Source organism: Streptomyces sp. WAC 06738 (assembly GCF_003945505.1).
Taxonomy (GTDB): domain Bacteria; phylum Actinomycetota; class Actinomycetes; order Streptomycetales; family Streptomycetaceae; genus Streptomyces.
Genome location: NZ_CP029618.1, coordinates 1,781,393 through 1,803,798 on the forward strand (window position 1 = coordinate 1,781,393; position 22,406 = coordinate 1,803,798).

The following is a 22,406-nucleotide window of genomic DNA, read 5'->3' on the forward strand; positions in this document are numbered from 1 at the left end:
AGAGGCTCTGGGCAGGGGCAGGGGCAGGGGCAGGGGCGTGGTGAGGCGCATCCCGGCGGGGCACCGGAGGCCGTGACCGAAGAGGGTCTGGAGCGGGGCAAGACGACCAGGTACGGCCGCAGTTCCCGCCACCCACGGCGAAGCGCGCCCTGGGCACGGCCCGGTGGGACCGCGCCCCGCGGCAGCGGGGGGGAGCGGGCGCAGCCCCCGGTCGGGGTCTGGGGGCGCAGCCCCCGGTCGGGGTCTGGGGGCGCAGCCCCCGGTCGGGGTCTGGGGGCGCAGCCCCCGGTCGGGGTCTGGGGGCGCAGCCCCCGGTCGGGGTCTGGGGGCGCAGCCCCCGGTCGGGGTCTGGGGGCGCAGCCCCCGGTCGGGGTCTGGGGGCGCAGCCCCCGGTCGGGGTCTGGGGGCGCAGCCCCCGGTCGGGGTCTGGGGGCGCAGCCCCCGGTCGGGGTCTGGGGGCGCAGCCCCCGGTCGGGGTCTGGGGGCGCAGCCCCCGGTCGGGGTCTGGGGGCGCAGCCCCCGGTCGGGGTCTGGGGGCGCAGCCCCCGGTCGGGGTCTGGGGGCGCAGCCCCCGGTCGGGGTCTGGGGGCGCAGCCCCCGAGACCCCTCCCATCGGTCAGACCCGAAACGGTGAGCCCCGCGGGGTTTCGCTGCGGGGTGGCGGGCGGGTGCGGCAGCATCCCCGGTATGGATGCCGTGCGGGTGGCCCTGCTGCGGGAAGTGCTGGCCGGGACCGAGTGGCCCGGGGCCGCGCGGCGGTTTGCCGGGGTGTTGCGGGGCGCCGTCGAAGCGCAGGGCGGGGGGTTGCTCCTCGTGGGGACCGCCGCGTACGAGCCGTGGCACCTCGCCGCCCACCTCGACGACGAAGCCGCCTGGTCGGGCCTCCCCGCCCTCTCCCCCACCCTCGTACGCCACCGGGTCCCGGCCTCCGGCCCCGCCCACCTCGGCGTCGGGCTCGGCCGGCTGGAGGCCGCGGGCCGCCGCGAGACCCTGCTCGTCGTCGCCCCGGACGAGCCCGGCGACGCGCTGCTGGAGCGCGTCGGCGACGCCCGCCGCGCCGGCGCCGCGGTGCTCGCGCTCGACGGCGGCTCCGCCGAACTGCCCGGCCTCGCCCACGAACTGCTCACCGTCCCCGGCGACAGCGGCGACATCGACCTGGAGACCGTCCAGCACCTCGTCAGCGCCGCCGCCGGCGAGAACGGCGCCCCGCCCGCCGCCTCCGCCCGCTCCGGCTTCCGCGACCGCCTCGCCCGCCTCGCCGAGGTGCTGTCCTCCCCGCCCCCGCCCCGCTGGTAGCCCGGCCGGACGGCGCCGGCCAACCGGCCGGGCCCCGCCGTAATTCTCTTGCGGCCCGCCCCCCGCCCACCCGACCATGGCCCCTCGTGGCCGACGAATCCCGCGCCTACCGCGACCTCCTCCCCGACCTCGCCCCCTGGCACGCCTCGCGCGACTTCCGCCTCATGTGGGTCGCCGGCCTCATCACCGCCTTCGGCAGCTTCCTCACCTTCGTCGCCCTCCCGGTGCAGGTGAAGGAGCTGACCGGCTCCGCCCTCGCGGTCGGCGCCATCGGCACCGTCGAGCTGGTCCCGCTCATCGTCTTCGGGCTCTACGGCGGCGCCCTCGCCGACGCCATGGACAAGCGGAAGCTGATCCTCTACAGCGAGGCGGGGCTCGGCCTCGTCTCCGCCGTCCTGCTCGTCAACAGCCTGCTGCCCGAGCCGATGCTCTGGCCCCTCTACGTCGTCGCCGCGCTCACCAGCGCGCTCACCGGCATCCAGCGCCCGGCCCTGGACTCGATCGTCCCGCGCATCGTGCCGCACGAGCACCTGCCCGCCGCCGCCGCGCTCAACTCCCTGCGCTGGCAGCTCGGCGGCATCGCCGGCCCCGCGCTCGCCGGGTTCATCGTCGCGTACGCCGGGCTGCCCTGGGCGTACGCGCTGGACGCCGGGACGTTCGCCGTCTCCGTCGGCCTCGCGCTGATGCTCGCCCCGTCCCCCGCCGCGCGCGAGGCGGTGGCGCCGAGCCTGCGCGCGATAGCGGAGGGCGCGCGCTACGCGTGGAACCGCAAGGAACTGCTCGGCACGTACGCCATCGACCTGGCGGCGATGTTCTTCGCCTTCCCGCTCGCGCTGTTCCCGTTCCTCGCCGACGACCTGGACGCGCCGTGGGCGCTGGGGCTGATGTACGCGGCGCTGCCCGCCGGTTCGCTGCTGGTGAGCCTCACCAGCGGATGGACCCGGCGGGTGCACCGGCACGGCCGGGCGGTGATGCTGTCGGCGGTCGGCTGGGGGCTGGCGATCACGGCGGCGGGGATGATGCCGAACGCCTGGGCGGTGCTGTTGCTGCTCATGGTGGCGGGCGCGTTCGACATGGTCAGCGGGGTGTTCCGGGCGGCGATGTGGAACCAGACCATCCCCGACGAGCTACGCGGCCGACTCGCCGGCATCGAGTTGCTGTCGTACTCGGTCGGCCCGGTGGCCGGGCAGTTCCGCTCCGGCGGGGTGGCGGCGCTGACGAGCGTGCGGACGTCGATCTGGTCGGGCGGGGTGATGTGCGCGGGCGCGGTGGTGCTGCTGGCCGCGTGCCTGCCGAAGCTGATGACGTACGACGCCCGCACGAACGAGCACGCGGTACGGGAGCGGGACCGCCGCGCCACGGCGGCGGCGGAGAAGGCGGGGAAGGGCGGCCCGGAGGGCGTACCGGCCCCGGACCCGGCGACGTGACGCCGCGGACCGAAGAGGACCGGGGAGGACCGCGGCGACGGCCACCCGCCGCGCACAGCCGCACCGTCGCCGGCCGCATCGCCGTCGCGCCGTGCGGCCGCGGGTGCGGGCACCCCGCCCGGCGCCCCGGCCGCCTCTACCCCCTCAGCGGCCCGCCCCGCCCTCGCGGTCCCCCTCGTCGTTCCACCGGCTGTCCTCGTCCCACTCCTCGTTGCGCGCCTCCGCCGTCTCGATCGCCCGCGCCGCCTCCTCCGGCGTCACGTACGGCCCGAGCCGGTTCAGGGCCCGGCACTGCGGGCCCTCCTCGACCTTCTTGTGCTCCAGGCAGTAGTACCACTCGCCCGGTTTGCCCGCCGTCTTCTTCTTGAACAGCGCCATCTCGCTCCTCATCTGCGGCGTGTCTGCGCGGTCTGCCGCCGCCCATCGTGCCCGATCCGCCGCCGATAGACTCGGATCCATGTCTGGCCAGTCGTCGCTGCTCGCGCCCGGTACGCTCTCCCCGCCCCGCGCCGTTCCCGCCGCCATCCCCCGCCCCGAGTACGTCGGGAAGAAGGGGCCCGCACCCTACACCGGACCGGAGGTCCAGGACGCGGAGACCGTCGAGCGGATGCGCACCGCCGGGCGGATCGCCGCGCGGGCGATGGCCGCCGCCGCGGAGCACATCGCGCCCGGGGTGACGACGGACGAGCTGGACCGGGTGGCGCACGAGTACCTGTGCGACCACGGCGCGTACCCCTCCACCCTCGGCTACCGGGGCTTTCCCAAGTCGCTCTGCACCTCGGTCAACGAGGTGATCTGCCACGGCATTCCGGACTCCACGGTGCTGCGCGACGGCGACATCGTGAACCTCGACGTCACCGCGTTCATCGGCGGCGTGCACGGCGACAACAACGCCACCTACCTCGTCGGCGAGGTCGACGAGACCTCCCGGCTGCTGGTCGAGCGCACCCGCGAGTCGCTGAACCGCGCCATCAAGGCCGTCCGCCCCGGCCGGCAGGTCAACGTCATCGGCCGGGTCATCGAGTCGTACGCCAAGCGCTTCGGCTACGGCGTCGTGCGCGACTTCACCGGCCACGGCGTCAACACCGCCTTCCATTCCGGCCTGATCATCCCGCACTTCGACGACCCGCGCGCCACCACCGTGATGCGGCCGGGGATGACCTTCACGATCGAGCCGATGCTGACCCTCGGGACGCACGAGTACGACATGTGGGACGACGGCTGGACCGTGGTGACCAAGGACCGCAGGCGCACCGCCCAGTTCGAGCACACGCTGGTGGTGACGGAGTCGGGCGCGGAGGTGCTGACCCTGCCGTGAGCATGGTCTGAGGGCTCCCGGGTGATACCGACACGGCGTCGGGAACCTATTGACTTAGGTAAGCCTAACCAAAGAGAATCGTCACGCCCACCGCCCCGCCGTGCCCCGGAGGCCCGCCTTGGACGCGACGCCGTTCTCCACCCTGCTGCGCACCGAATCCCACGACCGGCACACCGAGGCCGAGCAGTCGGCCTTCATGAGCGAACTGCTGGGCGGGGCGCTGGGCATCGGGGCCTACCGCCGCTACACCGAGCAGCTCTGGTTCGTCTACCGCGCGCTGGAGCGTCACTGGGGCGCGCTCGCCGCCGACCCGGTCGCCGGCCCCTTCGTCCAGCCCGAACTGGCCCGGGTGCCCGAGCTGGAGCGCGACCTCGACTTCCTCCACGGCGGCCCCGGCTGGCGCCGCGCCGCCGCTCCGCTGGCGGCGACGGAGGCGTACGCGGCCCGGATCGAGGAGTGCGCCCGCGACTGGCCCGCGGGCTACGTCGCCCATCACTACACCCGCTACCTCGGCGACCTCTCCGGCGGCCAGATCATCCGCGGCACCGCGGAGAAGCAGTGGGGCTTCGAGCGCAAGGGCGACGGCGTGCGCTTCTACGTCTTCGAGGGCGTGCCCAATCCGGCCGCGTACAAGCGCGGTTACCGCCGGCTGCTGGACGAGCTGCCGGTGGACGACCTGGAGAAGCAGCGGGTGGTCGAGGAGTGCCGCCGCGCGTTCACCCTCAACACGGACCTCTTCCGCGCCCTGGAGCCCGCGGACCCGCTGACCGCCTGACCCGCCCGGCCGGGGCCGCCCCCTTGCGCTGGAGTGCACTGGAGGGTGCATGGTCGTGACCATGGACAAGCGCACTCTGGGACGTTCGGGCATCGAGGTCAGCGCCCTCGGCTTCGGCTGCTGGGCGATCGGCGGCGAGTGGTGGGACGCCGGGGGCGACCCGCTGGGCTGGGGCAAGGTGGACGACGACGAGTCGGTACGGGCCGTGCACCGCGCCCTCGACGGCGGCGTCACCTTCTTCGACACCGCCGACGTCTACGGCACGGGACACAGCGAGACCGTGCTCGGCCGCGCGCTCGCGGGCCGCCGCGACGACGTCGTCATCGCCACGAAGTGGGGCAACGTCTTCGACGCCGACCGCAGGACGCTGCTCTCCCGCGACCTCTCCCCCGGCTACGCGCGCCGCGCGCTCACCGACTCGCTGCGCCGGCTCGGCACCGACCGCGTCGACCTGTACCAACTGCACATCGGCGACGCCGGCTTCGCGGAGGCGGCGGAACTGCGCGAGGCGTGCGAGGACTTCGTCCGCGAGGGGCTGATCCGCGCGTACGCCTGGAGCACCGACGACCCCGCGCGTGCCGCGGCGTTCGCCGAGGGCCCGCACTGCGCGGCGGTGCAGCACCGGCTCAACGTGCTGGAGGACGCCCCGGAGATGCTGGCGCTGTGCGCGGATCGCGACCTCGCCAGCGTCAACCGCAGCCCGCTGGCGATGGGGCTCCTCTCAGGCGCGTACGACGCGGGCTCGCGGGTCGGCGCCGGCGACATCCGGGCGACGCCGCCGGCGTGGCTGACGTACTTCGGCGCGGACGGGCGGGTGGCGCCGGGGTGGCTGCCGCGGATCGAGGCGATCCGCGACATCCTCACCTCCGGCGGGCGCACCGTGGCGCAGGGCGCGCTGGCCTGGATCTGGGCCCGCAGCCCGCACACGGTCCCGATCCCCGGCTTCCGCACGGTGGCGCAGGCGGCGCAGAACGCGGGCGCCCTGGCCGCGGGCCCGCTCACCGCGGCGCAACTGGCGGAGATCGACGGGCTGCTGACGTAGCCCGCCGCGACCCCGCCGACTCCGCTACGGCCGGTCCTGCGGCAGGGCGCTCGACTCGCGCAGCGCCAGCTCGTAGGGCGCCAGCAGCGTCGTCGGCGGCGCCTCCGCCGGGCCCTCGATCCGCGCCAGCAGCGCCTTCACCGCCAGCCTGGCCAGCTCCTGCTTGTCGGGCGCCACGCTGGTCAGCGACGGCACCATGTACCGCGCCTCCTGGATGTCGTCGAAGCCGACCACCGCGAGGTCGGCCGGGATCGCCAGGCCCTCGTCGTGCGCGACGCGCATCGCGCCCGACGCCATCATGTCGGTGAAGCAGAACACCGCGTCGGGCGGCTGCCGGAGCGCCAGCAGCTCCCGCATGGCCGCCGCCCCGCCCGCGCGGGTGTACGACCCCACGGCGGGCGCCAGCGCCTGGTCGTACGCGAGGCCCGCCTCGGCCAGCGCCTCGCGGTGGCCCTGCATGCGCTGCAGGGCGGTGGCCGTCGTGCGGTCGTCGTGCTGCCAGCCGATGACGCCGATGCGGCGGCGGCCGCGGCCGACGAGGTGCCGGGTGGCGTCGCGGGCGGCGGCGACGTTGTCGATGAGCACGTGGTCGGCGGGGACCTCGTAGTCGCGCTCGCCGAGCAGCACGAGCGGGACGCGGCGCTCGCGGGCGGCGAGCGCCGTCTGGTCCAGGCCGAGGGGGCTGAGGAGCACGCCGTCGATGAGCGGGTCGCCGAGGCCGCAGGCCAGCCGCAGTTCCTCCGCCGGGTCGCCGTCGGTGACCTCGATGAGGACGGTCTGCCCGCTCTCCTTGGCGGCGGCGATGACGCAGGTGGCCAGCTCCGCGAAGTACGGCGCGACGAGTTCCGGTACGGCAAGCGCGATGACCCCGCTGCGGCCGGTGCGCAGGTGGCGGGCGGAGGCGTGCGGGCGGTAGCCGAGTTCGTCGATGGCGCGCAGCACGCGCTCGCGGGTCGGCTCGGCGACGCGCGCGGCGCCGCGGACCACGTTCGAGACGGTCTTGATCGAGACACCGGCGCGCTCTGCGACGTCCTTGAGGCGGGCCCCGGGCACGGCTTCCTCCCGATTCCTCCGAGGTTCTGGTGCGCACACCCTACGCCTTCTGCGCGGGCTGTTGACGTGGTGCGCACGGCGATATACAACGTTCCACCAAGAGCGCATTACAACGTTGTACAAGTTCGCCGCGGAAAGGGACATCCGCCATGCTCCGACGCCTCGACTCCCCCGGCCGCCCGGCCCCCGACCCCGCCCGCGGCACACCTGCAGCCCCGTACGCACCCTCCCGCCGCGCCCTGCTGCGCGGCGGCGCGGGCCTCGCCGCGGGCGCCGCCGCCACCGCGGCGCTCACCGGCTGCGGCACCACCATCGCCCAGGGCTTCACCGGCGGCGAACCCCCCGCGGACCGGCTGAACTTCTGGAACCCCTTCACCGGCGGCGACGGCGAACGCATGGTCGCCATGCAGGACCTGTACGAGAAGGACCACCCGGACAGCACCCTGCGGGCCACCACCTTCGTCTGGGGCAACCCGTACTACACCAAGCTGAGCCTCGCCACCATCGGCGAGCGCCCCCCGCACGTCGCCATCGCGCACCTGTCGAAGCTACCGGTGCTCGCCCAGGCCGGGCTCCTCAGCGAGCTGCCCGCCGACGCGCTCGCCAAGCAGGGCATGACGCCGGAGAAGTTCGACGCCAAGCCCTGGCGCAAGTCCCACGTCGACGACCGCCTCTACGGCATCCCGATCGACACCCACCCCTTCGCGCTGTACTTCCGCACCGACGTCGCCGAGAAGGCCGGCCTGCTCGACGGCGGCGAACTGGTCGACATCGACGGCGCGGACAAGTTCGCCGACGCGCTGCGTGCCGCGAAGGAGGTCACCGGCGTCTGGGGCGGCTCGGTCGCCTCGATCAAGGACACCGCCACCCAGTTCCGCATGTTCCTGTCCTTCTACACCCAGCTCGGCGGCCGGCCCCTGGTCGGCGACGCCGGCGCCACCGTGACGGTCGACCTCGACGCCGCCGAGGAGGCGCTCGCGTACATCCAGCGCCTGGGCAAGGAGAAGCTGATACCCACGGGCGCCAACGGGCAGGCCGCCATCACCCTGCTCACTACCGGCGAGGCCGGGTTCCTGATGGACGGCGTGTGGCAGATCGTCGCCGTCCTGGACTCGGGGGCGAAGTTCGACATGCGGCCGCTGCCGCGGGTCTTCGACGACGCCCCGTACGCCTGCTTCGCCGACAGCCACGCCCTGGTGCTGCCCCGGCAGCCGAAGCAGGACGACGGCCGCCTCGACCTGTCGCTGGAGTTCACCGCCTCGCTGCTGGCGAACAGCAAGCTGTGGGCGGAGGGCGGGCACGTCCCCGCGTGGCTGCCGACCCAGCGCTCGGCCGCGTACCGGGAGCTGACGCCCCAGTCCCACTACACCGAAGCCGCCGAGGGCGCCGTCTACGACCCCGTCGCCTGGTACGGCGGCGCGGGCAGCAATCTGCAGAACCGGGTGGGCGACGCGGTCAGTGCCGCGCTCGCCGGCCGGTCGACGCCGCGCGCAGCCGCGGCCCGGGTCCGCGAGGAGCTGCGCACGCTCGCGGACGTCGAGTCCCCGATCTGACCCCCGCCGCCCCCACCCCCTCGAACGAAAGGCATCCCCGTGGCGAGCACAGTCGGCACCGGCGCCCTCACCCCCGACCGGTCACGCCCCCGCGAAACCCGCGGCCGGCTCGCGGGCCCGGCCCTGGTCGCGCCGTTCGCGCTCTTTTACATCGTTTTCCTCCTCGGTCCGCTCCTCTACACCTTCGTGGCGGGCTTCTTCAACGGCAGCCTGCTGCGCGACGGCTTCGGCAGTTGGGTCGGCTTCTCCAACTACGCGGACGTGCTGGGCGACTCCGAGTTCTGGCGCACGCTGAAGCACACCCTGTGGTTCACCGTGCTCACCACCATCCCGCTGGTGCTGCTGGCGCTGGGTCTCGCGATCCTCGCCGACCGGTTCGTACGCGGCCGGTGGTTCATCCGCTTCGCCTTCTTCGCGCCGTACGTCATCCCGTCCGCGTCGGTCTCCCTGATCTTCATGTGGGGCGTGCTCGCCGACCAGACCGGCCTGGCCCAGGACTGGCTGAAGGCCATCGGCGTCAGCTCGCCGCCGTCCTGGCTGGGTGATCCCAGTTGGGCGATGTGGTCGATGGCCGGCGTCACCGTCTGGTGGACCATCGGCTTCAACTTCGTGCTCTACCTCGCCGGTCTGCAGGAGATCCCCCGCGACGTGCACGAGGCCGCCGCCATGGACGGCGCCGGCCCCTGGCAGCGGATCCGGCACGTGGTCATCCCCATGCTGGGGCGGACGACGACGCTCGTCACCGTGCTCCAGATCGTCGCCTCGCTGAAGGTCTTCGACCAGATCTACATGATGACCGGCGGCGGCCCCGACGGCTCCACCCGGCCCACGCTGCAGTACATCGTCGACACCGGCTTCACCGACGGCCGCACCGGCTACGCCTCGGTCGTCTCCCTCTTCCTCTTCCTCGTCATCCTGCTGATCTCCCTGGTCTGGTTCTTCCTCGTCCGCCGGGCAGAGAAGGAGAGCTGAGCCATGGCCCACACCAAAGAAGGCCCCGCCGCCACCGCCGCCGCGCCCGCCCGCGCGGAAGCGAAGGACCCCGCGCCCCGCCGCGGCTACGACGCCGAGAAGCTCTTCAACCGCGTCGCGCTCGGCGTCCTCGTCGCCTTCGCGCTGCTGTGGCTGGTGCCGCTGCTCTTCGCGACGGCGATATCCATCCGTCCCGCCGACGAGATAGCCGTCGACCCGGCTTCCTGGTTCACCTCGAACCCCACCTTCGCGGCGTACGAGGACCTCTTCGACAAGGGCAAGCTGCCCTACTGGTACGCCAACAGCTTCATCGTCTCGCTGCTGACCACGGTGCTCACCGTCGTCACCGCCTCGCTCGCCGCCTTCGGCCTCTCCCAGGTGCGCTTCCGCTTCCGCCGCGGGGTCTTCCTGCTGCTGCTCGCCGGGATCATGATCCCGATGCAGGTGCTGATGATCCCGCAGTTCCTGGCGCTCCAGGAGGTGGGTCTCCTCAACACGTACTGGGGCGTGGTCCTGCCGCAGGTGCCGAACGTCGTCGCCGTCTTCGTCTTCAAGCAGTTCTTCGACGGCATCCCCAGGGAGCTGATCGAGGCCGCGCGCGCCGACGGCGCCGGCTGGCTGCGCACGTACTGGCAGATCGTGATGCCCGTCTCCCGGCCCGCCGTGTCGGCCGTGACGATCTTCGTCTTCGTGGCCGTGTGGAACAACTTCCTCTGGCCGCTGCTGGTCGTCACCGACCCGGAGATGATGACGCTGCCGGTCGGGCTCAACTCCGTACAGGACGCCTTCGGCATCCCGTACGCGCAGCTCATGGCCTCCGCCGTGCTGGGCGCCATCCCGCTGCTCGTCGTCTTCGCGCTCTTCCAGCGCCGCATCGTCGAGGGCATCGCCGGTACGGGCCTGAAGTAGGCCCGTACGCCCCCGAGAACCACCGTCAACGCCCCCCGAGGAAGGCACCGCATGCCGCACACCGCCAGGTTCACCGTCGACCCCGAGTTCGTCATCGGCGAGGTGGACCCGCGCCTGTACGGAACGTTCGTCGAGCACATGGGCCGCTGCGTCTACACCGGGATCTACGAGCCCGGCCACCCGACCGCCGACGCCGCCGGCTTCCGCGGCGACGTCGCCGCGCTCGTCCGCGAGCTGGGCACGGGCCTGGTCCGCTATCCCGGCGGCAACTTCGTCTCCGGCTACCACTGGGAGGACGGCGTCGGCCCGGTCGCCGAGCGGCCGCGCCGGCTCGACCTCGCCTGGCGGTCGGTGGAGACCAACGAGGTCGGCACCAACGAGTTCCTCACCTGGGCCAGGGGGCTGGGACTGGAGCCGATGATGGCCGTCAACCTCGGCACCCGTGGCATCGACGCGGCCCGCGCGCTCGTCGAGTACTGCAACCACCCCGGCGGCACCGCCTGGTCCGACCTGCGGATCAAGCACGGCGTCACCGAGCCGCACGGGGTGCGGCTGTGGTGCCTGGGCAACGAGATGGACGGCCCGTGGCAGACGGGCCACAAGTCGGCGCGCGAGTACGGCCGGCTGGCGGCCGAGGCCGGCAAGGCCATGCACCAGGTCGACCCGTCGATCGAGCTGGTCGCCTGCGGCAGCTCCAACGCGCAGATGGCGACCTTCGGCACCTGGGAGCGCGAGGTGCTGGAGGAGACCTACGACGAGGTCGACTATCTCTCGCTGCACGCGTACTACGAGGAACTCGACGGCGACCGCGCGAGCTTCCTCGCCTCCGGCGCGCACATGGACCAGTACATCTCCGACGTGGTGTCGACCGCCGACCACGTCCGCGCCGTACGCCGCGCGGACAAGCGGATCCGGCTCTCCTTCGACGAGTGGAACGTCTGGTACGCGGCCCGCTTCCCCGGCGAGCGGAACCTGGCCACCGCCGAGACGCCGCGGCTCATCGAGGACACGTACTCCGTGACCGACGCGGCCGTCGTGGGCTCCCTGCTCATCACCCTGCTCCGGCACGCCGACCGGGTCGCCGTGGCCTGCCTGGCGCAGCTCGTCAACGTCATCGCGCCGATCCGCAGCGAGCCCGGCGGTCCCGCCTGGCGGCAGACCGTCTTCCATCCGTTCGCGCAGGCCGCCCGGTTCGCGCGCGGCACGGTGCTGCGGACCGAGGCGGACCGCACGGGCTCGCGGATCGAGACCCCGCGGCACGGCGACGTCCCCGCGCTCGACCACGTGGTGACGTACGACGAGGAGAGCGGCGACCTGACGATCCTGGCCGTCAACCGGGCCCAGGACGAGCCGCTGCGGCTGTCCGTCGCGCTGCGCGGGTTCGGCAAGGACGGCGGTGCGGACGGGTACACGGTGATCGAACACCTGGTCCTCGCCGACGACGACCCGGACGCGGCGAATACCGAGACGGATCCGGGGCGGGTGCTGCCGCGGTCCGTCGGCACCGCGCGGATCAGCGCAGACGGCGAGCTTGAGGCCGAACTGCCGTGCGTATCCTGGAACGTGCTCCGGCTGCGGAAGCGGGGTGCGTGACGGGATGCCGTAGGCAATCGAAACTGCCGTAAAACTCCGTACATCCCTCGGCCCCTCTCGGGAGTCGTACGTCGTGAGCCGCACGGTGCAAGCCGCGGCACGGCGCCGACCTGGTGTGAAGCTCGCTACATCTAGGCCGTTTTTGCACGAACCATGGGCGTTCTACGCAAATGTGGCCTAAAGTTCCGGGAGCGAAGGCGCGCGTCGACCAGGGGAGGATCGCGTGCGCCTCATCAGTCGCGATGTGCCAGGGGGGAACATGCGGCGTATCGGAGTAGCCGATACCGGGATCATGACGGCGGAGCCGAGACGCGGGACCCGCGTCCGCTCCGCCGCAGCGAAGCCGGCGTGGTACTTGCCTGCCGTCCTCGTCACCGACGCGGCGGGGATCGCGGTCCCCGTCGTGCTCGTCTTCCTCACCACCCGGCAGCCGTATCCGGCGCTCTGCGCCGCGCTGGCCGCCGGGGGCTGGCTCGCCGTACGGGCCGCGCGGCGCCGCTACTCCGCGCGGCAGCTCGGCGAGTCGGGCGCGGTGGTGCCGCTGCTGCAGGACTGGCTCCTGCTCTTCGGCGTGCTCGCCGTCGTCCGCGCGTTCACCGCCGACAGCGCCGCGGAACCGCAGCCGGCGCTGCTCGCGCTGCTGCCGGCGCTGGTGCTCACCGTCGTCACCGCCAAGCTGCTCCACCACCATCTCGTCGCGTCCCGGCGGGAGGGCCAGGCGGTGCGGCGCGTGCTGGTGGTCGCCGAGCCGGCCACGGCCGACCACGTCGTCGGCCAGTTGGCGGCGCGTACGGACCACGAGTACGTGGTCGTCGGCGTCGTCCCGGTCGGCGAGGCGCCGCTGTCCTGCGGCGCCCCGGAGGCCGCCCGGCTGGGCCCGGTCCCCTCGGACCGGGCGGGCTGGGACGCCCAGGCGGTGCTGGCCGCCGCCCGGGAGCACGGCGCCGAGCTGGTCCTCGCCGCTCCCGGACCGCTGCTGCCGGCGGCCCGGCTGCGGCAGTTGGCCTGGGCGCTGCACGACGCGGGGCTGCCGCTGGCCGTGCTGCCGGGCATCGCGGAGGTCGCGGAGCGGCGGCTGCGGCTGTCGGTGGTCGCGGGCCTGACGCTGCTGCACATCGCGCCGCCGCTGCGGCGGGGGGCGCAGTCGGCGCTGAAGGCGGCGAGCGACCGCGTGGCCGCGGCCATCGGCATCGTGCTGCTGGCGCCGGTCTTCGCGGTGATCGCGGCGGCGGTGAAGTTCACCTCGCCGGGGCCGGTGTTCCACAGGCAGACCCGCCTCGGGCGGGGCGGGGCGCCGTTCACGATGTGGAAGTTCCGCAGCATGGTCGAGGACGCGGAGCAGCAGAAGGCCGCGCTGTCGGTGGTGAACGACCACGACGGCAGCCCGATCTTCAAGATCCGCCGCGACCCGCGGGTCACGCGGGTCGGCGAGGTGCTGCGCCGCAGCTCGCTGGACGAGCTGCCGCAGTTGTTCAACGTGCTGCGCGGCGAGATGTCCCTGGTCGGCCCGCGCCCGCCGCTGCCGGAGGAGGTCGCCCGCTACAGCGACACCGAGCTGCGCCGGCTGGCGGTGAAGCCGGGGATGACGGGCCTGTGGCAGGTCAGCGGCCGCTCGGACCTCACCTGGGACGAGACGATCGCGCTCGACCTGCACTACGTGGAGAACTGGTCCTTCGCCCACGACATGGACGTGATGGCCCGTACCCTGCGCGCGGTCGTCGACGGCCGGGGGGCGTATTGAGACGCGGGACACCACTCTGCGTGCGTCGCGCGGCCGTTGAGGCGGCGCGGCCGACGCCCGCCCCAGCCGCTCGCGGCGAAGCCGCGGCGGCGGGCGGGGTGCCCGAGGGGCGCAGCCCCTCGGATCCCCGCCGCGGGGTCGCTGAGGGGCGCAGCCCCTCAGGACTTACGCCAGTCCTCGTAGACCGCCGCGATGCCCTCCCGCAGTCCGATCTCCGGGCGCCAGCCCAGTTCCGTGATGCGGGAGACGTCCAGCAGCTTGCGCGGCGTGCCGTCCGGGCGGCTCGTGTCGAAGGCGATGCGGCCCCGGTAGCCCACGACGTCCCGTACGGTCTCCGCCAGTTCGCGGATCGTCAGGTCCTCGCCGCAGCCGACGTTCACGGGACCGTCCCCGTCGTAGCCCCGCAGCAGCGTGAGGCACGCCGCCGCCAGGTCGTCCACGTGCAGGAACTCCCGCCGGGGCGTTCCCGTGCCCCAGAGCACGACCTCCTCCGCGCCCGTCTCCCGCGCCTCGTGGAAGCGGCGGATGAGGGCCGGCAGGACGTGGCTCGTCTCCAGGTCGAAGTTGTCGCCGGGGCCGTACAGGTTCGTCGGCATCGCCGAGATGTATGCCGCGCCGTACTGCCTGCGGTACGCCTGCACCTGCTCGATGCCGGCGATCTTCGCCAGCGCGTAGGGCTGGTTCGTCGGCTCCAGCGGCCCGGTCAGCAGCGAGTCCTCGCGGATCGGCTGACCGGCGAGCTTGGGGTAGATGCACGAGGAGCCGAGGAAGAGCAGCCGCCGTACGGACGCCGCGTGGCTGCCGGCGATGACGCTCAACTGGATGCGCAGGTTGTCCTCCAGGAACTGCACCGGGAAGCGGCTGTTCGCCATGATCCCGCCGACCTTGGCCGCCGCCAGCACCACCGCGTCCGGCCGGACCGCCGCCAGCCAGGCCGCCGTCCGCTCCGCGTCGCGCAGGTCCAGCTCGGCGCGGGTGCGGGTGACCACGTCGTAGCCGTCGGCGGTCAGCCGGCGGGCGACGGCCGAGCCGACCAGACCGCGGTGGCCCGCGACGAAGACGCGCGCGCCGGGCGGGAGGAGGCTCCGGGCGGCGGGCGGGAGTCCGTCAGCGCCCGCGGGCGAGGACAGTTCGTTCGATGGCGTCATAAGTACGAATTCTGCCATCCGGCGGAATGATCAGGGGGAAGGATCCCATGGGCAAGACGGCCCTCATCACCGGCGTCACCGGCCAGGACGGCTCGTATCTCGCCGAACTGCTGCTCGCCAAGGGCTACACGGTGCACGGTCTCGTGCGGCGCTCGTCGTCGTTCAACACCGAGCGCATCGACCACATCTACGAGGAGCCGCAGGAGCCGGGGCGCCGCCTGGTGCTGCACCACGCGGACCTCTCCGACGGCGTCGCGCTGGTGAACCTGCTGCGCGACCTGGCGCCCGACGAGGTCTACAACCTCGGCGCCCAGTCGCACGTCCGGGTCTCCTTCGACGCCCCGCTCTACACCGCGGACGTCACCGGCCTCGGCTCCATGCGGCTGCTGGAGGCGGTACGCGCCGCGGGCATCGACACCCGGCTCTACCAGGCGTCGTCCTCGGAGATGTTCGGCTCCGCCCCGCCGCCGCAGAACGAGCGGACCCCCTTCCACCCGCGCAGCCCGTACGGCTGCGCCAAGGTCTTCGGCTACTGGTCGACGGTGAACTACCGGGAGGCGTACGGCCTCTTCGCGGTGAACGGCATCCTCTTCAACCACGAGTCGCCGCGCCGCGGTGAGACCTTCGTCACCCGGAAGATCACCCGCGCCGTGGCGCGGATCAGGGCGGGCCTCCAGGACCGCCTCTACATGGGCAACCTCGACGCGGTACGCGACTGGGGCTACGCCCCGGAGTACGTCGAGGCGATGTGGCTGATGCTCCAGCGCGACGTGCCGGACGACTACGTGGTCGCCACCGGCGAGGCCGGCAGCGTCCGCCAGTTCCTGGAGGCCGCGTTCGGCACCGCGGGCCTCGACTGGACGGAGTACGTGCGCTTCGACCCCAAGTACGAGCGCCCCAGCGAGGTCGACGCGCTCATCGGAGACGCCTCGAAGGCAGGCGACCTGCTCGGCTGGAAGCCGCAGGTCAAGTGGCCGGAGCTGGCACGGATCATGGTGGAGGCGGACATCGAGGCGCTCGACGCCGAACTCGCCGGCGCCACCGTCAGGATCGACAGGTAACCGGATATTCTCTCCCCGGACTCGCGACGCGCGGCCGCAGGGGACGACGGCCCAGGGGGGCACATGCACAAGCACAGAAGGACGCGGAAGTGGGGGGCGCTCGGCGTCGCCCTCGCGGTGGTGACGGGCACGCTCGTGGCGGTCGGCGTCACGTACTCCTCGCCCGAGGCCGAGGCGGTGACGCCGCCGGTGGCGATGACCGCGGACGACCTGTCGACCTGGCAGACCAACGGCGTGGTCTGGTCCATGGCCGAGTCGAACGGCGTGGTCTTCGCCGGCGGTACGTTCTCCGCCATCCGCCCGCCCGGCGCGGCGGCCGGCACCAGCGAGACGAAGGTCGCGAACTTCGCCGCCTTCAACGCGGCGACCGGTGAGCCGACGGACTGCAAGCTGAACTTCACGATCGGCTCCGGCACCGCGACCGTACGCGCGCTGACCGTCTCCCCCGACGGCAAGACGCTCTACGCGGGCGGCGAGTTCGGCACCGTCAACGGCGTCTCGCGCAGCCGCGTCGCGGCCATCGACATCGCGTCGTGCACCGTGAAGACCGGCTTCAACGCCGGCGCCGTCTCCGCCCGGGTCTACGGTCTCGACGCCGCGGCGAGCGGCCGGCTGTACCTGGCGGGCGACTTCAAGACCGTCCGCGGCGAGAGCCGGGTGAAGTTCGCCGCCGTCAACGCGACCACCGGCGCGCTCAACTCCTGGAAGGCCAACGCGGGTCCCGACCGGGCCGGCCGCGTCATCGAGGAGACCCCGAACGGGCAGCACGTGGTGGTCGGCGGCGACTTCAACGGGCTCAACGGCGACGCGAGCGTGCACGGCCTGGCCGTCGTCCGGGCCGACACCGGCGCGACCGTACGGGCCTTCAAGGGCGTGAACAACAACCAGAACAACCCGTACGAGCTGCACTGGAACTCCCTCGTCAAGGGCATCCACATCGACGAGTCCGGGATCTACACCGCGCACGAGGGCCACGGCGGCGGCGTCTTCGACGGCCGGCTCGCGATGAACCTCAACAGCACCTTCACCCAGCGCTGGCGCGACACCTGCCTGGGCGCCACCCAGGACGTCACCGTCTACAAGGACGTGCTGTACAGCGTCTCGCACGCGCACAACTGCAGCAGCATGGGCCAGTTCCCGGAGCTGAACGAGCGGCAGCACCTGCTCGCCGAGTCCGTGGACAACCCCAAGCCGCTGCTCTCCTGGTTCCCCGACACCGACGACGGCCCGTCCGGCACCGAGCAGATCGGCCCGCGCGTGATGGTCACCTCGTCCAGCGGCGGCAAGGACTACATGTGGGTGGGCGGCGAGTTCACCCGGATCCAGTCCAACGGCAACAAGCTCCAGCAGGGCTTGGTCCGCTTCGCCAACACCCCCGACTCCCGCAAGCCCGTCGCCGGCGCCACCGGCGTGACCGCGGCGAACGTCTCGGGCGGCGTGCGGGTGCGGTGGACCGCCGGCTGGGACCGGGACGACAGCAAGCTCACGTACACGATCTACCGCAACGGCGAGGCGCTGGCGACCAAGCCGACGCTGGACTCCACCTTCTGGACGCTGCCGCAGGGCACCTTCACCGACAGCACGGTCAAGCCCGGCACGACGTACAGCTACCAGATCACCGCGAGCGACGCCGCCGGCAACACCACCGCCAAGTCCGCGGCGGTGACGGTGACCACGCCGGGCACGCCGGCGGAGACCACGGTGGAGCGCACCGCGACCGCCGACGCCTACGTCAACGGCTCCGCGGCGAGCACCAACTACGGCTCGCACAACCAGCTCCTGGTGAGGAAGACCTCCCCGTACCTCAGCTACCTGCGGTTCTCGCTGCCCCAGGCGCCGAGCGGGATGACGCTGAAGTCCGCGAAGCTGACGCTGCGCACCACCGCGGACGCCAGTGCCGGCACCCCGGACACCGTCAGCGTGCAGCCGGTCACCGGCGCCTGGTCGGAGTCGGAGGTGACGTACGCGGGGCGGCCCGAGCTGTCGTCCACGGTGCTCGGCACGTTCACCGGCGCGACGGAGCTGGACACCGACCACACCGCGTCGCTCTCGGCCGCCCAGCTCAGCGGCTCGCTGGGCGACACCCTGGACGTGGCGCTGACCAGCGACGGCACCGACGCCTGGTGGGTGCGGGCGCGCGAGACCTCGTACGCGCCGAAGCTCACGCTGACGTTCGGAGCGGGCTGATGGCGGCCCGTACGACACCAAGGTCCCGGGCGGCGCTCGCGACGGTGGCCGCCGCGGCGGCCGCCGTCCTGGCCCTGGCCGGCTGCAGCGGCGGCGGCGACGAGGACGACGCGGCCGCGAAGCCCCCGGCCTCCCAGCAGGAGGGCGACCGCGCCACGAAGGACCCGGGCCCGGCGGACGAGGAAAAGGCCGACGGCACCGAGAAGGTGCCGGAGGAGGACCTGGAGCCCGCCGAGGGCGAGTTCTCCGAGAAGGAGAAGACGTATCTGAAGGACCGGGTGCCCGAGGGCGTGGACCCGGCGGCGATCCTGGAGGCGGGCGAGGAAGCCTGCGCCAAGATCGAGAGCGCGGCGGCGACGGACGACGAGCTGGCCCGGGAGGCCATCCGCTCCGGCGACATCGCCCACGCGGAGGACGCGATCCACACCCTCTGCCCCCAGTACGAAGACCTGCTGTAGGAGTTCGGCTTGAAGAGACTGCCCATCGTCGTCGCGATACCGACCAAGAACGAGGCCGAGAACATCGCGACGACGGTGCGGTCCGTCATCGACCACTTCGAGGCCGTGGTGGTGGTCGACTCGGACAGCACGGACGACACCCGCGCCCTGGCGGCGGACCAGGGCGCCGAGATCGTCCCGTACACCTGGGACGGCAAGTACCCGAAGAAGAAGCAGTGGTGCCTGGATCACATCCATCCCGAGCTGGACTGGATGCTGTTCGTCGACGGCGACGAGACCCCGAGCCCGGAGCTGATCGCCGAACTCCACCGCATCTTCGACCCGGCGGCCGACGGCTCGGTCAAGGTGGCCCCGGCGGCGTTCGACATCCCGCTGGGCTACTGGTTCGCGGGCAAGCGCCTGCGCCACGGCTACACCATCGTCAAACGCGCCCTGATGGACCGCACCCGCGTCCGCTTCCCGGAGCTGGGCGACCTGGAAGCCCCGGGCATGGGCGAGCAGGAGGGCCACTACCAGCCCCTCGCCGACGGCCCGGTGGTCCGGCTGCGCGCCACGATCGAGCACGAGGACCTGGACCCGGTCCGCACGTGGTTCGAGCGCCACAACCGCTACTCGGACTGGGAGGCGTGGCTGGAGCTCCACCCGGAGGTCCGCGAGGAGATCCGCCAGGCCAAGACCCGCCAGGGTCAGCTCTTCCACAAGGCCCCGCTGAAGCCCCTGGTGTCGTTCGCGTACGCCTACGTCTACAAGCGCGGCTTCCTCGACGGCCGCGCGGGCCTGGACTACGCCCTGGCGATGAGCTTCTACCGCTGGCAGATCGGCCTGAAGACCCGCGAGGAGCGCGCGTGACCCCGGGCGCTGCGTCACGAAGGGGCGGCCGGCTCCGGCCGCCCCTTCCGCGTGCGTCTCAGCGGCGGACCTCGTCGTAGACGCCGAGGAGGGTGTCGACCACGCCGTCGATGGCGAAGCGGTCGTTGATGAGCTGCCAGGCGGCCTTGGAGGCTTCCTCGTTGGCGGCGGGGTCCAGGAGTTCCAGGACCGCCTGGCCCACCAGGGGGCCGTTGTCCGTGTCGGCGCGGCTGTCGAGGACGCGGCCCGCGCCGGCCTCCGCGACGTCGGGGCCGAGGCCGCAGGTGCGGGTGATCACGACCGGGAGGCCGACCGACAGGGCCTCCAGGACCGAGACCGGGAACGGCTCGACGACCGACGGCAGGACGTAGACGTCGGACCTGCGGTGCTGGGCCAGGACCTCGGCGGGAGCGAGGGAGCCGACGTACGACACCGAGTCCGCCACCCCCAGCTCCGCCGCGAGCCGCATCATCGGCTCGGCCAGCGCGCCGGTGTCGGGTCCTGCGAGGACGAAGCGGGCGTCCGGGTACTTCGCCAGCACCACCGGGATCGCCCGGATGAAGTCCTCGGGCCGCTTGCGCTCCTGCACCCGCGCGACGTACGTGACCGTGGGCGGCCCGGACGTCCGGGGGGGCCTGCGCTCCTGCGGGAGCACGCCGTTGACGAGGCGGCGGGGCCGGTTCAGGGGGGTGTCCGGGATGACGGCCTGGATCTCGCCGTGCTCGAACTCCGTGAGGTACAGCGTCGCGTCCGCCTTGCGCAGCGCCCGGCGCAGCCCGAGCACGTCGACGGCGCGGGCCACCGGCTTCTCGGTGGGGTCGATCATGCCGTGCGTCTGGAGCACCACGGGCACCCCCGCCTGCTGCGCGATGAGCGCGAACGGCAGCGTGATGAGGTCCCGCATGAGGTGGACGTGCACGACGTCCGCGGAGCGGACGAGGCGGCGGGCGCGGGCCAGCAGCGCCGGCGAGGTGATGCCGCTCACCTCGAACCGCGGCAGCACGTGCTTCGCCTGGTACATGAACGCGGGCACGCCGTCGATGTCGCGGGGCAGCGGGCCCTCGAAGCCGTCGCCGAGGGTGGCGATGCGCGAGTCGACGCCCCGGGCCCGCAGCCCCCGGGACAGGTTGAGCGCGACGCGCGTGGGCCCGCCGAAGTCGTTCGTGGGCGTGTGCAGCGTGACGACATGCAGAACTCTCAAGACGGTCCCCTCCCCGGCACCCCCCGGCACCGTACGTATGTTCCCGGAGCCTACCCGCCGCACAACCCCGGGCCTATTTAGACTGTCTTCGGTTGCGGGACGGCTATACGGGGCGATACGGGGCGGGGGCAGTTCGGGGCGATGGCAGACCAAACGGACGGGCCGCGGCCCGGCGCAGGCGGGGACGGCGGTGACGGCGGGGCCCGGGTGCCGCTCGACGAGACCGTGCAGATCCGCATGGCGCCGCTCGCCGCCAAGGCCGCCCGCCGCGCCCGCGCCGCGACCCCGGACCCGAGCCCCACCGCCACCGCCACCGCCACCCGCGTCCGGCGCCCGATCACCCCCTTCGTCATCCCCAAGAGCCCCGCCCCCCGCGCCGTCCTCTCCCGCGCGCTGGCGGTCCCGCTCGTCGTCGCGCTCGTCTTCGTCCTGCCCCTGGCCGTCGCCGGCCGCTCCCAGCCCGACGTACGCGACGCGGTGTTCTGGCTCCAGCTCGCCACCACCTGCTACGCGGGCGCCCGCCTCTCCGCGATGGTCCTCGCCACCCGGCGGCGGCTCATCCAGGGCACCGTCTGGCTCTTCTGCTACGTCGCGATGGGGGTCGCGCCGCTGGCGCAGATCGTGCTGGAGCAGACCCCGACCCCGGTCGTCGGCACCCGCGGCGACTTCACGATGGCCGTGGCGCTGGTCCTCGCCGGGTTCGTCGCCTTCGACGTCGGCGCGCTGCTGTCGCGGCACGCCTCCGAGGCCCGGCTGAGCCGGCCGCGCCCGGTGGCCTCGGTCAACAAGCGCCGCCTGTACCTGCTGGTGATCTTCGCGTACGCCGGCAGCGCCCTGCTCATCGCGTCCTTCGGCGGCCCCGCGCCGTTCTTCGGCAGCCGCCAGGCGATCAGCGACGAGCTGACCGCGGGCGGCACGTCCGACTCCCAGGTCGGCTCGGCGTTCCTGCGCGGCTTCGGTACGGTGCCCGCACTGCTGGCGCTGCTGATGATGACGCGCTGGCTGGTGGTGTCCCGGCGGGCCCGGCGGCAGCCGGCCGTGGTGCTGCCGTGGGCGGGGCTCGTCCTGATCAACGCGATCGTCAACAACCCGATCTCCAACCCGCGGTACTGGTTCCTCACCGTCGCCTTCGCGCTGCTCTTCACCGCCTTCCCGCGCAGTCCCGTGGTGTACCGGGCGGCGCTCGCGGGGGGCGTGGCGCTGGCGGTGCTGCTCTTCCCCTTCGCGGACAAGTTCCGCTACGACGAGGGCGGGCGGAAGCAGACGCAGTCGGGCTCGGTGCTGGAGCCGCTGGTGATGAAGGACTACGACCAGACGGTGATGTTCGCGAACACCATCTCGTACGTGGACTCCGGCACGGGCCACACGTACGGCAAGCAACTGGCGTCGTCGGCGTTCTTCTTCGTCCCCCGGTCGGTGTGGGAGGACAAGCAGCTCGACTCCGGCGTCAAGGTCGGCACGTGGATGGGGATGACGAACGTCAACCTGTCCTCGCCGCTCTGGACCGAGCTGTGGCTCGACTTCGGGCCGCTGGGCATGGCGGGCGGGCTGCTGCTGGTGGGGTACGCGGCGGCGCGTACGGACCGGAGGTTCGCCGAGTCGGGGCACATGTCGCGGGACCCGGGGAACGTGATGGCGACGGTGGTCCCGCTGATCGCGGGGTACTCGTTCATCCTGCTGCGGGGGCCGCTGCTCCAGGCCACGGGGCGGATCGGGATCGCGGTGCTCTGTCTGGCGCTGGTGACGACGTTCCGGCCGGAGGAGCGCAAGCGGCTGCGCTGAGGCGCCGTCGTGCCCAAAGCCGGGTGACGTGCGAACGGCCG

Annotated in this window: 19 protein-coding genes; 15 read left to right on the forward strand and 4 right to left on the reverse strand. The window is 72.9% G+C overall.

Going from position 1 to position 22,406, the window contains the following annotated elements; genetic code table 11:
* Positions 1–687 precede the first annotated feature (687 nt).
* Complete coding sequence (locus DMB38_RS07440) at positions 688–1,296, forward strand: hypothetical protein (protein ID WP_125934483.1); 609 nt, start codon at positions 688–690, stop codon at positions 1,294–1,296.
* Between the two features lie 86 nt (positions 1,297–1,382).
* The gene (locus DMB38_RS07445) at positions 1,383–2,723 is read left to right on the forward strand and encodes an MFS transporter (RefSeq protein ID WP_125934484.1); all 1,341 of its coding nucleotides are present in this window, start codon (positions 1,383–1,385) and stop codon (positions 2,721–2,723) included.
* Between the two features lie 144 nt (positions 2,724–2,867).
* Here the strand turns inward: DMB38_RS07445 and DMB38_RS07450 are convergent, their stop codons facing one another.
* Positions 2,868–3,101, reverse strand: a complete 234-nt coding sequence (locus DMB38_RS07450; RefSeq protein ID WP_125934485.1) for a hypothetical protein — start codon at positions 3,099–3,101, stop codon at positions 2,868–2,870.
* A gap of 79 nt (positions 3,102–3,180) precedes the next feature.
* Here DMB38_RS07450 and map point away from each other — a divergent pair, with 79 nt between their 5' ends.
* The 3 genes from map (at position 3,181) to DMB38_RS07465 (ending at position 5,858) form a co-directional block, all read left to right on the forward strand.
* Positions 3,181–4,041 carry a type I methionyl aminopeptidase gene (gene map, locus DMB38_RS07455; protein ID WP_047015409.1) on the forward strand — a complete coding sequence of 287 codons (861 nt, stop codon included), beginning with the start codon at positions 3,181–3,183 and terminating at the stop codon, positions 4,039–4,041.
* Between the two features lie 118 nt (positions 4,042–4,159).
* Entirely contained in the window at positions 4,160–4,816 is a 657-nt protein-coding gene (locus DMB38_RS07460; RefSeq protein WP_125934486.1) for a biliverdin-producing heme oxygenase, read from the forward strand.
* A 49-nt stretch (positions 4,817–4,865) separates the two neighbouring features.
* Positions 4,866–5,858: an aldo/keto reductase gene (locus tag DMB38_RS07465; RefSeq protein ID WP_125934487.1), complete on the forward strand. Its 993-nt coding sequence runs from the start codon at positions 4,866–4,868 to the stop codon at positions 5,856–5,858.
* 24 nt (positions 5,859–5,882) lie between these two features.
* On the opposite strand, the gene DMB38_RS07470 is transcribed toward DMB38_RS07465, so the two are convergent.
* The gene (locus DMB38_RS07470; protein ID WP_125934488.1) at positions 5,883–6,911 is read right to left on the reverse strand and encodes a LacI family DNA-binding transcriptional regulator; all 1,029 of its coding nucleotides are present in this window, start codon (positions 6,909–6,911) and stop codon (positions 5,883–5,885) included.
* 149 nt (positions 6,912–7,060) lie between these two features.
* On the opposite strand from DMB38_RS07470, the gene DMB38_RS07475 reads away from it, so the two are divergent.
* The 5 genes from DMB38_RS07475 (at position 7,061) to DMB38_RS07495 (ending at position 13,679) form a co-directional block, all read left to right on the forward strand.
* Positions 7,061–8,464: an extracellular solute-binding protein gene (locus DMB38_RS07475; RefSeq protein ID WP_125934489.1), complete on the forward strand. Its 1,404-nt coding sequence runs from the start codon at positions 7,061–7,063 to the stop codon at positions 8,462–8,464.
* Between the two features lie 39 nt (positions 8,465–8,503).
* Positions 8,504–9,436: a sugar ABC transporter permease gene (locus DMB38_RS07480; RefSeq protein WP_125934490.1), complete on the forward strand. Its 933-nt coding sequence runs from the start codon at positions 8,504–8,506 to the stop codon at positions 9,434–9,436.
* Between the two features lie 3 nt (positions 9,437–9,439).
* Positions 9,440–10,345, forward strand: coding sequence for a carbohydrate ABC transporter permease (locus DMB38_RS07485; RefSeq protein ID WP_125934491.1), 906 nt, complete (start codon positions 9,440–9,442; stop codon positions 10,343–10,345).
* 51 nt (positions 10,346–10,396) lie between these two features.
* A complete protein-coding gene (locus DMB38_RS07490) occupies positions 10,397–11,938 on the forward strand; it encodes an alpha-N-arabinofuranosidase (RefSeq protein ID WP_125934492.1) in 1,542 nt (513 codons plus the stop codon).
* A gap of 292 nt (positions 11,939–12,230) precedes the next feature.
* The gene (locus DMB38_RS07495; RefSeq protein ID WP_240662014.1) at positions 12,231–13,679 is read left to right on the forward strand and encodes a sugar transferase; all 1,449 of its coding nucleotides are present in this window, start codon (positions 12,231–12,233) and stop codon (positions 13,677–13,679) included.
* A gap of 158 nt (positions 13,680–13,837) precedes the next feature.
* Here the strand turns inward: DMB38_RS07495 and DMB38_RS07500 are convergent, their stop codons facing one another.
* Entirely contained in the window at positions 13,838–14,827 is a 990-nt protein-coding gene (locus tag DMB38_RS07500) for a GDP-L-fucose synthase (RefSeq protein ID WP_125934494.1), read from the reverse strand.
* A 47-nt stretch (positions 14,828–14,874) separates the two neighbouring features.
* On the opposite strand from DMB38_RS07500, the gene gmd reads away from it, so the two are divergent.
* From gmd to DMB38_RS07520, 4 genes are all read left to right on the forward strand, one after another.
* Positions 14,875–15,888 carry a GDP-mannose 4,6-dehydratase gene (gene gmd / locus DMB38_RS07505; protein WP_125934495.1) on the forward strand — a complete coding sequence of 338 codons (1,014 nt, stop codon included), beginning with the start codon at positions 14,875–14,877 and terminating at the stop codon, positions 15,886–15,888.
* Between the two features lie 63 nt (positions 15,889–15,951).
* Positions 15,952–18,075, forward strand: coding sequence for a DNRLRE domain-containing protein (locus DMB38_RS07510; RefSeq protein WP_125934496.1), 2,124 nt, complete (start codon positions 15,952–15,954; stop codon positions 18,073–18,075).
* Positions 18,075–18,533, forward strand: coding sequence for a hypothetical protein (locus tag DMB38_RS07515; RefSeq protein ID WP_125934497.1), 459 nt, complete (start codon positions 18,075–18,077; stop codon positions 18,531–18,533). Before DMB38_RS07510 ends, DMB38_RS07515 begins: the two co-directional genes overlap by 1 nt.
* A 9-nt stretch (positions 18,534–18,542) precedes the next feature.
* A complete protein-coding gene (locus DMB38_RS07520) occupies positions 18,543–19,382 on the forward strand; it encodes a glycosyltransferase family 2 protein (protein WP_125934498.1) in 840 nt (279 codons plus the stop codon).
* Positions 19,383–19,440: 58 nt separating this feature from the next.
* Here the strand turns inward: DMB38_RS07520 and DMB38_RS07525 are convergent, their stop codons facing one another.
* Positions 19,441–20,583 carry a glycosyltransferase gene (locus DMB38_RS07525; RefSeq protein ID WP_125934499.1) on the reverse strand — a complete coding sequence of 381 codons (1,143 nt, stop codon included), beginning with the start codon at positions 20,581–20,583 and terminating at the stop codon, positions 19,441–19,443.
* 141 nt (positions 20,584–20,724) lie between these two features.
* On the opposite strand from DMB38_RS07525, the gene DMB38_RS07530 reads away from it, so the two are divergent.
* Positions 20,725–22,365: a hypothetical protein gene (locus DMB38_RS07530; RefSeq protein ID WP_125934500.1), complete on the forward strand. Its 1,641-nt coding sequence runs from the start codon at positions 20,725–20,727 to the stop codon at positions 22,363–22,365.
* Positions 22,366–22,406 lie beyond the last annotated feature (41 nt).

Coding starts and splice junctions, on each gene's coding strand:
- DMB38_RS07515 (WP_125934497.1), top strand. CDS start 18,075: ATGGCGGCCCGTACGACACCAAGGTCCCGGGCGGCGCTCGCGACGGTG.
- DMB38_RS07485 (WP_125934491.1), top strand. CDS start 9,440: ATGGCCCACACCAAAGAAGGCCCCGCCGCCACCGCCGCCGCGCCCGCC.
- DMB38_RS07450 (WP_125934485.1), bottom strand. CDS start 3,101: ATGGCGCTGTTCAAGAAGAAGACGGCGGGCAAACCGGGCGAGTGGTAC.
- DMB38_RS07500 (WP_125934494.1), bottom strand. CDS start 14,827: ATGACGCCATCGAACGAACTGTCCTCGCCCGCGGGCGCTGACGGACTC.
- DMB38_RS07490 (WP_125934492.1), top strand. CDS start 10,397: ATGCCGCACACCGCCAGGTTCACCGTCGACCCCGAGTTCGTCATCGGC.
- DMB38_RS07475 (WP_125934489.1), top strand. CDS start 7,061: ATGCTCCGACGCCTCGACTCCCCCGGCCGCCCGGCCCCCGACCCCGCC.
- DMB38_RS07510 (WP_125934496.1), top strand. CDS start 15,952: ATGCACAAGCACAGAAGGACGCGGAAGTGGGGGGCGCTCGGCGTCGCC.
- map (WP_047015409.1), top strand. CDS start 3,181: ATGTCTGGCCAGTCGTCGCTGCTCGCGCCCGGTACGCTCTCCCCGCCC.
- DMB38_RS07495 (WP_240662014.1), top strand. CDS start 12,231: ATGACGGCGGAGCCGAGACGCGGGACCCGCGTCCGCTCCGCCGCAGCG.
- DMB38_RS07465 (WP_125934487.1), top strand. CDS start 4,866: ATGGTCGTGACCATGGACAAGCGCACTCTGGGACGTTCGGGCATCGAG.
- gmd (WP_125934495.1), top strand. CDS start 14,875: ATGGGCAAGACGGCCCTCATCACCGGCGTCACCGGCCAGGACGGCTCG.
- DMB38_RS07530 (WP_125934500.1), top strand. CDS start 20,725: ATGGCAGACCAAACGGACGGGCCGCGGCCCGGCGCAGGCGGGGACGGC.
- DMB38_RS07440 (WP_125934483.1), top strand. CDS start 688: ATGGATGCCGTGCGGGTGGCCCTGCTGCGGGAAGTGCTGGCCGGGACC.